At 58.9% G+C, this 10,890-nt stretch carries 12 protein-coding genes and 1 pseudogene; 6 read left to right on the plus strand and 7 right to left on the minus strand.

The window, feature by feature from the left end; genetic code table 11:
* Positions 1-39: 39 nt before the first annotated feature.
* Both KRR38_RS31915 and KRR38_RS31920 read right to left on the minus strand, forming a co-directional pair.
* Positions 40-1,119 carry a ParB/RepB/Spo0J family partition protein gene (locus tag KRR38_RS31915; RefSeq protein ID WP_217407827.1) on the minus strand — a complete coding sequence of 360 codons (1,080 nt, stop codon included), beginning with the start codon at positions 1,117-1,119 and terminating at the stop codon, positions 40-42.
* Positions 1,116-2,312, minus strand: coding sequence for an AAA family ATPase (locus tag KRR38_RS31920; protein ID WP_217407556.1), 1,197 nt, complete (start codon positions 2,310-2,312; stop codon positions 1,116-1,118). The genes KRR38_RS31915 and KRR38_RS31920 overlap by 4 nt, the downstream gene beginning before the upstream one ends.
* A gap of 1,122 nt (positions 2,313-3,434) precedes the next feature.
* Between KRR38_RS31920 and KRR38_RS36710 the strand changes: the two genes are divergently transcribed.
* A complete protein-coding gene (locus KRR38_RS36710; RefSeq protein WP_254515773.1) occupies positions 3,435-3,677 on the plus strand; it encodes a toprim domain-containing protein in 243 nt (80 codons plus the stop codon).
* 222 nt (positions 3,678-3,899) lie between these two features.
* Positions 3,900-4,301, plus strand: coding sequence for a response regulator (locus tag KRR38_RS31930; RefSeq protein WP_256449647.1), 402 nt, complete (start codon positions 3,900-3,902; stop codon positions 4,299-4,301).
* A 95-nt stretch (positions 4,302-4,396) separates the two neighbouring features.
* On the opposite strand, the gene KRR38_RS31935 is transcribed toward KRR38_RS31930, so the two are convergent.
* Entirely contained in the window at positions 4,397-5,026 is a 630-nt protein-coding gene (locus tag KRR38_RS31935; RefSeq protein ID WP_217407558.1) for an MFS transporter, read from the minus strand.
* Positions 5,027-5,057: 31 nt separating this feature from the next.
* Between KRR38_RS31935 and KRR38_RS31940 the strand changes: the two genes are divergently transcribed.
* A complete protein-coding gene (locus KRR38_RS31940) occupies positions 5,058-5,534 on the plus strand; it encodes a MerR family DNA-binding transcriptional regulator (protein WP_309141228.1) in 477 nt (158 codons plus the stop codon).
* Between the two features lie 59 nt (positions 5,535-5,593).
* Here the strand turns inward: KRR38_RS31940 and KRR38_RS31945 are convergent.
* Positions 5,594-7,376: pseudogene (locus tag KRR38_RS31945) on the minus strand (chloride channel protein).
* A gap of 78 nt (positions 7,377-7,454) precedes the next feature.
* Between KRR38_RS31945 and KRR38_RS31950 the strand changes: the two are divergent.
* The gene (locus KRR38_RS31950; RefSeq protein ID WP_217407561.1) at positions 7,455-7,871 is read left to right on the plus strand and encodes a MarR family winged helix-turn-helix transcriptional regulator; all 417 of its coding nucleotides are present in this window, start codon (positions 7,455-7,457) and stop codon (positions 7,869-7,871) included.
* Positions 7,872-8,361: 490 nt separating this feature from the next.
* Here the strand turns inward: KRR38_RS31950 and KRR38_RS31955 are convergent, their stop codons facing one another.
* Positions 8,362-8,913, minus strand: a complete 552-nt coding sequence (locus KRR38_RS31955) for a hypothetical protein (protein ID WP_217407563.1) — start codon at positions 8,911-8,913, stop codon at positions 8,362-8,364.
* 20 nt (positions 8,914-8,933) lie between these two features.
* Positions 8,934-9,239 carry a MerR family DNA-binding protein gene (locus tag KRR38_RS37570; RefSeq protein WP_309141215.1) on the minus strand — a complete coding sequence of 102 codons (306 nt, stop codon included), beginning with the start codon at positions 9,237-9,239 and terminating at the stop codon, positions 8,934-8,936.
* 68 nt (positions 9,240-9,307) lie between these two features.
* Between KRR38_RS37570 and KRR38_RS31965 the strand changes: the two genes are divergently transcribed.
* Together KRR38_RS31965 and KRR38_RS31970 are read left to right on the plus strand one after the other, a co-directional pair.
* Positions 9,308-10,036, plus strand: coding sequence for a hypothetical protein (locus tag KRR38_RS31965; RefSeq protein WP_217407828.1), 729 nt, complete (start codon positions 9,308-9,310; stop codon positions 10,034-10,036).
* A gap of 358 nt (positions 10,037-10,394) precedes the next feature.
* Positions 10,395-10,709 (plus strand): DUF1778 domain-containing protein, encoded by a 315-nt coding sequence (locus KRR38_RS31970; RefSeq protein WP_217407829.1) that lies wholly within the window; start codon positions 10,395-10,397, stop codon positions 10,707-10,709.
* On the opposite strand, the gene KRR38_RS31975 is transcribed toward KRR38_RS31970, so the two are convergent.
* Positions 10,676-10,890 (minus strand): hypothetical protein (locus KRR38_RS31975; RefSeq protein WP_217407830.1); only part of this gene is annotated, 215 nt, incomplete at its 5' end. The genes KRR38_RS31970 and KRR38_RS31975 overlap by 34 nt on opposite strands.

The raw sequence follows: 10,890 nt of genomic DNA on the forward strand, positions 1-10,890 counted from the left end.
TACAAGATAAGTATTTGAAAATAAGACGTAAAAGTGGATTTATCCCTTTTTCTGGGCAAACCGCGCACCTTCAATGGCGGGGCGCAGGGCGTCCAGAATCTCGTCGGCCGTCTCGCCGCATTTCGGGTTGATATTGATGGTAATGCCCTTCGCCTTGGTGTCGGCGAGAATTTGTCCGATTTCCTTGCCTGAAGATGCCCTCAGAGCAGGCTTTGCTTTTGGCGCCGGCGCGCTCCTTGCGCTTGTCACTGCGGTCGCCAGGCGCTCACAGACCCTGCTGCCTTCGATCTTGTCGGCTCCGGCAGCCCGTAGCTTCGCTTGCTCCTCCGTCAGGAGAGCTGCTTCGGCCAGGATGGCGTCGCGATAGCGTTCGTCCTTGAGGAGCGGCGAAAGGCGCATGCCGTGACGGACCTTGAGATCACCAGGTTCGGCAAAGGCGTTCACGACTCCGTCGGGAAGTTCCGCGAGTTGCAACAAATTGTGGAGATTCTGTTTCGGTATAGCGAGGCGGTCAGCCATCTGGGTCCTGACGCCGTTGTAATAGGCTCCGACGGCATGCAGATAATTTCGGGCCCGCTCGAGGTCGGTGACGTCCTCGCGTTCCCGATTTTCCAGATCTGCGAGCCGGAAAGCGCCTTCGTCGTCGAGTGTTTCAATCCGGGCGACGAGCTCGATTTCGGTGTGGTTGTTGGCATGCAGCCAAGAAACCGAGAAATGCCGGCGTGTGCCGACGATCAACTCGTAAGGCTGCTCGGCGTTCGGAGTGCGCCGAACGACCACAGGCTCACGATTGGTCCCTTCCTCTCTGATGGATTCGATAAGAGAGGCGCAGCGATCATAGCTGAGCGCGGCATGATCCCGCGCATTGCCGGGCCAAATTGAGCATTCCGATGGTTTGAGACGGATGGTCAGCCGCTTCACTGTCCGTGCGATCTCGTCGAACGCAATCCCACGCCGTTCTAGAAACGATGAGGTAGCCGCTTCGTCTGCGGGCTTCTCTCGCACAACGAGTTCTGCCGCGACGGGCGCATCCGCCGGCGGTGTCGGGGCAGGTGTCGTGCCGATGCTTTCAATGGCGTTCGCCAAAAGACTACGCCGTCTGCCCCCCGCGCTTGTCATGCCGCCTCCGTCAACCTATCGGTGCCTAGCTGCGCCATCCGCGACGGCCACTGCTTGCAGATGTCTTTCTCGATCTCCCGAAAAACCATGTTGAGATTGTCTCGGCAACGGACATAGGTCTGGTGCGAGCCATATGGCTTGTTGATTTCGTAAACCGACGACATCGAAAGGCCGGCATTCTTGATCTCTTCGGAGAGTAGAATGGGCGTTGAGATCATTTGTCCGGCGTAAGTCTTCTCCATGACTTGGAGCATCTGCGCCTCGTTCGTGCGGCTCGGCTGAAACATCGTGCAGACGACCCGAATGAAGCCGTAATCGATCGACGTGTCGAACTTGGAGACGAGATCCATCGCCTCTCGGCAGGTTTGCATGAAATGGATCGTGGAGAGATAGTCGAGCTGCCTGGCGGGGACGGGAATCAGCAAGCCATCGGCCGCTGTCAGAGTGTTGACGCCGAGGAACCCCATGGCAGGCGGTGGGTCGAGAATGACGACGTCGTAATCTTGGCGGATTTCTTCCAATCCGATCCGCAGCATGCGGAAGGCGCCGGCGATTGCCGTTGGTCCTTCTTCGATCGTCGCGGTCAGTTCCCACTCGGTGTCCTGAAGGCCCAGGTTCGCCGGACAGATGTCGATATTGGGCCAGGCAGTCCTCTGGATTGTTTTGCGGAGCGAATCCGCCTCATCAATGCGCGGCGACAGGAAGTTCGACAGCGTATGGGTTTCTTCGACCAACGCCTCGAGATTGACGTCGAACATAACGCTCATCGAGGCTTGGGGGTCGCAGTCCACGACGAGCACCCGGTAACCACGCAGGGCTAGATAATCGGCAAGGTGCTTGCCGGTGGTCGACTTGCTCACGCCGCCTTTAAAATTCTGTACTGCAACGACGACGGCTCGCTCGGACGGCAATTTGCCCATCTTGATGCCGAGCGCCTCGCGAATCGCGATCAAATCATCGACGGTGTAATATCGGCGTCCATTGGCGGAGGTCTTAGGTGTTGGAAGGCGTCCACGAGCCTCTGCCTTGGAAAGGGCTTCGGGTGTTCGCCCCAGAAACTCGGCGGCGACCGATGCACCCATTGAAATATTGAGAGTTTTCCTGTCGGACGGGTCGATGGCAGCTTGCCGCAGGACAGTCTTCGCGTTTTCGCAGGAGGTGATCATCGCATCGAGAATCTGACCCGACAGCATGGGAAATGTCCCCCTTTTCAACCCAAATTGGCCACGGTTCGTGAAAAAGGCCGAAAAACGCCCCCTAATCCTGGACAGCTATGCCAAAACACACGTGGTTAGTCAAATGAGCGGCTTCTTTCGCCATCAAGCAGGGACAGTGCTGCCCCTGAGCCGAGAGTCCCGGACCATCCCTGGGATCGCGGACTGATCAAGGCGAATCAAGCAGCGCCGCAAAATCCGCACAAGTATAGATCGGTCTTGAGCCACATCGAGTAGGGGCCTCATATTCATCCCCAGTCGTATGCAAATTGGCGGGGGGCTACAAGCGGTCCGCTGGCTTAACCAGCGCCTCCAGATGCTCCTAAAGTGCAATTGAAGCGCAGGCGACAAGATCCACAGCGACCAAAAGACCCGTGCGTGCTCGCGAGAAGTCGTTTCCGCATGCGGGCTTCGTCTGGTTTACCTACGCTCACGCCTGGAAGATTGCGGGTCATCGATACGCGACCAGATGTCAGTCGGGCTGCAAGCAGGAAAAGGGTGATGGGTGAGATCTGGTAAGCAGGAGAGAGATCATTCCGCTTACAGCCAGACGACAAACTCAGGTACTCATCGATCCCGTAGTTGCTCTGGGCGGGCCGTGGCACGGCCGGACAGCGAGGTGTTTGTGCCAAGCGCACGCTGATAGCACGCCAAGTCCATCGATACGCCAGGGCGATCGCGGCATTTTTGTTGCATGCATTGCCGGTTGCAACCGCAAAAAAATCCTGCGCGAGCTGTGTCGGATTCCAATCAGCAACACTTCTCTTACCGTGACGCGGCCGTGCATGGAGCCGGTAACGTGGCGCGGCTATGGGAGGAGGGGATTTCCATCACAGGGACAATCGCCGAGCGCCGTCTGACATTGCGGCATCTCTAACCGGCCATCGATGACCTACGCTTCCATGCGCGTCGTCCCTACCGCCTTAAAACCCTGGAATACGTTTCATCCCGCGTTGCTCGTAGCGGTGCGCTAAGGGAACCGACTGACCGCGGTTCAGCGCATTTTTCTTAATCCAAAGACTGGCAATTACAGCATGAAACTCATGCCGGGCCGGCCGGGGAAGGGGGCATGGCAAGTGGGAGGGAGGAGAGTCTCCCTGCGTGGCACTTGAAGAGGGGTTTGAAACCGCGCGCTATTTTACGCTTCTGCACGCTGTGCCCTGTTGGGCAAGCCTTGGGGCGCGGCGTCTCGATCAGGTCTTTCTGCCGCAAAACCTAATGTCGTTGATTCTCGCCGGCCACAACTATGCAGAGGGCGAGTTGGCGGCAGAGCGCGCAGCCTTGCGATATGCGCGGCCGGAGCTGCAGATCACGCGCCAAGTCTCCCGCGACGTCAAAGATTGAGCAAAAGTGCTCGAATCCGGGGGCCGATGACGAATTGCTGCGGGCACAATCGTCTCGGCCGCGTTTCCTCCACGAGCCTCCGCTATTGTTCAGTTTGCGGTCGCGACCGCTCTGACGGCCTTGACTTGGGAACCAACGGCGCCGAAATAGGTCGTAATCCGATATAAATCCGAACTGCGAGAAACGGCGGCGGGGCCGGGGGGCAATCTGGTGTTTGAAGTAATGGTGTTGTTGGTCGTGGAAGACGAGCCGCTCATTCTCATGGCAATCCAGGACGCACTGGAAGCGAGTGGATATGTGGTGTTGCCGACGACCAGCGGGGCAGAAGCCATCACGGTTTTGGACAACCGTCACAGAGAGATAGCCGGTATAATCACGGACGTGCGTCTTGGTTCGGGGCCGAACGGATGGCAGGTTTCGAGGCGAGCTCGGGAATTGCGACCGGATATCCCTGTGGTTTACGCGACGGGAGACAGTGCTCCGGATTGGCCCGCATTCGGAGTCCCGCAGAGCATTCTGGTTCCCAAGCCCTATGTACCAGAGCAAATGCTAGACGCCATTTCGGCCGTGATGGTGTCAGCGGTCGGAAGGCCTCGGCCACTCTCAGGCACTTCTCCTAAGTGACCGGGAAGGGTCTTCTATTGGAAGACTGTCGAAGCGACCGTAGGCTGCTGCGGATGCGCAGACATTCATTTCATTTTCGGCAGGGGGACCCATGGTCACGGAACAATTAGCCAGCAGGGCGCCTGATGGCCGTATAGCGCTGCTGATCGACGTCGAGAACATACCCTAGGGTAAAATCTCGAGCATTCTCGCGGAACTCGCGAATGTGGCACAGCCATATTCGCCGCGCTTACGGCGACTGGACGCGGCGTGAGCTCAAGGGTTGAACTTAGAAGCTTCACGAGTTCGCGGTGAGGCCCATCCGGCAACTCGGATAAACCAAAGGCAAAAAGCGCGAGGCCGGCGCTCGCGGGATCGAGCCCGATCACCGCGCCTAATTCGAAGCTTCGCGCGAGGCCGCACAGCAATGATCCGCCCGCGAAAACCGTCGTGCCGGCCAGTAACAGCCGGCGCCGTCCTACGACATCTCCGACGCGCCCGGCGATGACGTCCATTGCGGCAACGGTCAGCAGATAGGCTAGCACGATCCACTGCGCCGCCTGAAACGACACCGCGAACATACGCGCCAAACTCGGCAGCGCAACATTGGCGGTACCGGTGGCGAGCGACGACATCAGCGTCGTCAGGGAAAGGCCGGCCAACGCCCTCCCGTTGATGATTGGCGCGTCGCGCTCGGGGCCTGTTGTATAGCGATTGTCCTTGTGTCGAATGACGGATCGCAGCACGATGCCACTTCAAGCCGACTTGAGGTCAAGCGTGAAACTGATCGAAATTTCCGAGGTGGCGAAGCGATCGGGAATCACGGCCTCGACCCTGCGGTTCTACGAGGAGAAGGGCCTGATAGAATCGCTGGGGCGTCGCGGTCTCAGGCGCACCTATGGCCAAGATGTCTTCGGCCGGCTCTCGCTGGTCACACTTGGTCGCCTGGCAGGATTTTCGCTCGATCAGATCAGCGCGATGTTCGGCAGCGGGCCTTCGGCGCAGATCGACCGTGTGCCGCTGTCGGACAAGGCGGCCGAGCTTGACCGGACGATCAGACAACTCAACGCGTTGAAAAAATGGCCTGGAGCACGCCGCCATCTGTCCTGCACCGAGCCACATGGAATGCCCCTCGTTCCGGCGGTTTTTGAAAATCGCGGCAGCGCGCTCTGGCAAGTTATCGTCGAAGCAAGTCCCCATCCTATCACGTTGATGCCCGGCTCAAATGGTCCTTACACTTTAATGAATAAATGACTCGTTCTCCACCCTTCTCGGGCCAGCTTTGGACGACCGAGATATCGGAGTTGTCAGCGCTAAGCGGGACGCTCGGTGCCGAGCCGCACGAAGCGATCGCGGTCCGTTTCGGCCATTCTGTTCGCGCCGCGCGCCTTGAGAAGGTCCTGGCGCGACAGAATGCCTACAACCTGATGAGTGTGCCGCGCGACAATCGGAATGCGGCCAATTCCCGTTTCAATGATCAGGTCCGCAACGACGCCCGATGGTGTGTCGGGGTACGCTACCGGTTGGGCTGCATCGGAGACGGCGTCGGCGAGGGTGCTATCGGCCTGACGCCGATCTGTTTGCCACTGTAGCGCATCGGTTCGTGAAACGAGCCCTACCAGACGGCCGTTGCCGTCGACGACGGGATAGCTGCGGTGCCGCGCCTCCGATGTGAAAAAGGCCAAGGCCTCCGAAATGGTCATTGTCCCAGGCAGCGTTTCCGGCGCTCGGGTCATGATCTGGTCTGCCTGGAGTAGTTCGAGCGGATCGACCGTGTATTCCTGCAGGATGTGACGTCCGCGCCGAGCGATCTTTTCCGTCAGGATCGAGCGCCGCATCAACAGCACGCTGATGGCATAGGCGGCCGTCGCGGCCACGATGGTGTAGGGAAGGGCCTGGAAATGTCCGGTGAGTTCGGCCGCGAATATTGCTCCTGTCATTGGCGCACGCATCGCGCCGCTCATAATGCCGGCCATGCCGATCATCGCCCAGAAGCCGGCATCGCCCGGCAGGAACTGACCGATCAGAAAACCTGCGGCACCGCCAAGTATGAGCAATGGAGCGAGCACGCCGCCTGACGTGCCCGATCCCAATGCCACCAGCCAGACGGCAGCCTTCACGACAAGCAGAGCGACAACGACTCTCAACGACAGTGAGGCCGTGAGGAGCGCCCTCGATACTGGCATACCCCGCGCCCAGCACATGGGCGTCGATGAGGCCACCGATGCCGACGACGATCGCGCCGATCGCCGGCCACCACATCCAATGGACAGGGAGCTTATGGAACAGATCTTCGATGCGGTAGAGCATCGTCGAGAGTAGCGTCGCTTCGAGCCCAACAGCGACCCCGATCCCAGCGGAGGCCACGAGACCCAAACCGCCATCCACCAGGCCGGCGGTCGTCGGAAACATAGGGCCTGATCCGATGAAGTAGGGGCGCCATGCATAGGCCACCATAGCCGCTACGACTACCGGCACGAAGCTGCGGGGCTTCCACTCGAAAAGCAGCACTTCGACGGCGAGAAGAATAGCCGCTAGCGGCGTCCCAAATATCGCGGTCATGCCCGCGGCGGCGCCGGCGACTAGCAACGTTTTGCGCTCGGCAGCACTCAGATGGAAGCATTGCGCGAACAGCGATCCGATCGCACCGCCCGTCATGATGATTGGCCCTTCCGCGCCGAACGGTCCGCCGCTACCGATCGAAACCGCTGACGAGAGGGGCTTGAGCAGCGCGACCTTCAGCGACAGGCGACTTTGTCCAAACAGGATTGTCTCAATGGCTTCCGGGATACCGTGCCCCCGGATCTTGTCGGAACCGAACCGCGCCATCAGGCCAACAATAAGGCTGCCCAGGACTGGGATCGCGACTACCAGAAGTCCGACTGAGGCATCGGTGATGACGACATTGTCTGCTGATAGCCGCCCAAACCAAAATAGATTGGTGGCCACTGCGATGAGTTTTACAAGAATCCACGCCCCGACGGCGCCGCCCGTGCCAACAACCAGCGCCATCATAGCTAGAAGCGGCATCCGCAGATCAACGCTATGGTCCGCGAGCCGATGGCTCTCGATAGAATGGGCAGAAGAAGATGGCATAGGGCTGGCTCGGTCCTGTTGCGGAAGATGTAGGGCCACTATATCGCAATGCGATACAATTCAATCCGGAGGCGATTTATGAAAGGGCGGAACCGGCCACTAACCGACGAGGATTATGTTGCGCTCTCCAACTTCCGCTATGCGATCCGGCGGTTTCAGGCCTTCAGCGAGGAATGTGCCAGTGGCATTGGCCTGACACCGCGACAGCATCAGGCCTTGTTGGCGATCCGCGCCGTCGACCCAGCCAAAGCGACGGTCGGCTACGTCGCCGAGCGCCTGATTCTAAAGCCGCATAGTGCGACCGGGCTCATCGATCGGTTGGAAGGCTTGGGGCTGGTGAGACGGCAGACGGCTGAGAATGATCGGCGCCGCGCTCTTCTTCGTCTCACCGAGCGGGCCTACACGATCCTGGACGAACTCTCTGGCGTTCATCGCGACGAGATTAAAAGGCTCAAACCGCTGCTGGCAACGATTTTCGAGCAACTCGAGGCCTGATGCAGCGATCGCTATCTGGCGCTGTGAATGCACCTGTGAAATCAGCGACTTTGGCCTTGAATATATCGTAATACGACATATGTAAGAGGCGTGCAGGACCCGATTTGTGAGAATGCCCGCCATGATGATGCTTTCGATCATCGCTCAAGCTCGGCTTGGTTTTTGGCAGTCTCATGGCTGCGGCGCTGTTTAGCTGGTTTTGCTGGACTGTTCTAAAATTTGTCCGCCACCCTGAACTCGGGGGTTCCCTTCGGCTTGGCCCTGCTTTTGCTCCTGGAGCGGGAGGAACTCGCGGCCAGTGAATTCCTGCGTATGACGCTCGCCGTTGCTGCGCTGGTCGCGGTCGTTCTGTGGCCACTCGGCCTCGAATGGCGGCACGACCACCCTCGATCTCACTCCTAACGAGCAAGATCTCGCGGTGGCCGGACACCTCTTCGCTTTCCTAATGCTCTGAACCAGCTCTGCTATGCTCTGCTCGGTCGCCGGGGGGCTAGATCGAATGCGGGTCGGGCTTCACGGGTGCTTCACCCGATGCTGCTGCGGCAGGAACCGGGGTTTTCATTTTCGCCGAATCGCAATCACCGGAGCTAGCGCGGGTTATCTTGGGCTCAGCGTTCTTGCCGTCAGAGCTCCACTGAACGGTCTGAGTGCAGAAATTCTTGCCATTCGACGACGTGATCGAGGTATAGCTGTAAGTGTTTCCCGCCGGTAGGTTGCCCGAGACCAGGATCTGTTCGGGATGCTGCGTATCGGCGCTGCGCTGCATCTCTGCGGTCCGCTGCATGAGCTGGGCGCTGCGCTGCTGCATCGCTGCCATGTCACGCTCCATCTGCATGAAGGGGTCGTAGGCGATTGCTTGGCGTGAATCCACCGGGTCGATCGCGACCCTGGGCGCGGTATCACCGACGTAGGTAATATGCGCGACCGAGCCATCAGGCAGGGCGACACTCATAGTGTGAAGCTTTTCGGCAGCAGCAAAGGCAGCTCCGGCGAATAGCAGCGAGGCGCCGCCGGCGATCAGGGCAGTACGGAGCTTAGGCATCAAGAATCCTCCGGTTGATCCTAGGCAAATACTATCCCGCTCGCCTGAACACTAAATGACTGAGGCCCATTCGAAGAAGCGCCACCGGCAATCTTGCTCTCCTGTTTGACGGCGGCGATCTTTCGATCAACCTCGACAAGGTGACGGCTGGCGAGTGCGTCGATCTCGCCGCAATCGCGTTCGCGCTGGGCTGCTAGGTCGAGCAGTGCCCTACTCTCTTCCAGGCTAAAGCCGAGGTCGCTGTCCGGCGTATGAAGGCAAGACGGGCGGCATCGCGCGGACAGTTTTGCACTGACCGGCCGACAGGCTTGAAATGCCCCAATCACGGCATTGCCACGTCACGCTGCATCAACACCAATCCAAACACCCCCAGATCCCGAAATGAGGAGGCTTTATGCCCACTGACCACGATTTGACCTTCGTGGAGCCAGCACGGCGTGCCGAGGTTTCGCGCAGAATCGAAGCCATCGAACGTTTTATCGCGAAGCCTGGTCGAGCCGCGGCCGAAGCAGAAGCTGCCAAATTGGGCCTACGCCATGCCCAGTTCTACAATATGGTCCGCGCTTGGCGAGCGAGTCCTCGCCCAGAAGTAGTCGCTGGCGCAGGAGCCTCGCGTCCCAAGCCTACGCGCTTCAAACAGGACCAACTCAAACTCATGGCCGACATTATCTCCGACAGTGGTCGCGCGCGGCCTAATCTGATTGTCGATCGGATCATGGCAAAGGCTCATACTCTCGGTATTGCGATGCCTGATCGCTGCACGATCGGGCTTCACGTCCGACGGACCCGACCCAGCCTGCTCACCGATGACATAAAGGCCGGCTTCGAGCTTCTGGTCGACCACACCGTTCTCGATATGCCGGTGAACTTCGGAGACGGCACACCGCGGCGGCCGCTAGCTACGATGGTGATCGATGTGACTGCTGAAGCCATTATCGGGCTCACCATTTCCGCAAAAACCCCAAATCCTGCCTCTACACCGAAGGCGCTGCTTGATTCTATTCGCGGAGGGCTGCGGAATGATCACAAAGAGAGCTCGTTCCTAGAAACGGATTGGCATCGTTGCGCATTCGAAAGAGGAAGCGTTCGACATTCTGGAGCCTCTTCGCGCGAGCGGGTTTGACGCGAGTGTCCGGTTGACCGATCGGTTCGGCGGGGTCTGAGCGTCGAGGCTCTGCTCGGCTACCTCCACGCGCGCATCAAATTGAGGCCTCGGCTAGTTTGGAACGAGGGATCCCGGAGGCTGTTTCGGCTAGCTCCGGGTTCGATCGCGCTCCAGCCCCAAGAGGCGCAGTTGCTGGCTCACGGCCGGCTGACAAGCAGACACGCGACTACGGCGCTTGGGCACATCAATGGCTCGGCCCGAACGCGGCTCATAGGCGAATTGCTCACCTTAGCTGAATGTGCGCCGGCGTGGCGTACATGACCTTGCAAGGTGCGCCTCTATGGCGTACATATTTGTCGAAATAGAAGGAATTTCCATGTTGACCTACCACGACAGCATAGGTGGGATTGAAGAGCGCAGTTCTGAACGAATGTCGTTTCGGACCAAGCCGCGCATCAAGGAAACCATCCAAAAGGCAGCTGCTCTTTCAGGTGTAGACGATTCGGTATTCACGATGAACGCGGCCTACAAGGCTGCCATGGAAACGATTTCCGCTCATGAGCATACGATGCTCGAGCCAGTCGATCACGAGGCCTTCTTTGCCGCCCTGGATCGCCCCGCTGCTCCCACTGAGAACCTTCGCGCCGCCTTCGCGCGTCACAAAGGACGATCGAAAGCAAGTGACAGATAATCAGGCGGGTGGAAAATCCACCATCGAGCCGCTCGATCCATCCAAACATGATCGAGCGGCTTTTTTCGTGTCGGGTCGAGCAAGTCGACAATTATTTCAAAAAAACTGCAAACAAGCTCACCCAAGCTGGCAACATTCGGGTATTCGTTCTTACCAGCCCAGACGGATCGCTTGTAGGCTT

The organism is Novosphingobium sp. G106, assembly GCF_019075875.1.
Classification (GTDB): Bacteria; Pseudomonadota; Alphaproteobacteria; order Sphingomonadales; family Sphingomonadaceae; genus Novosphingobium.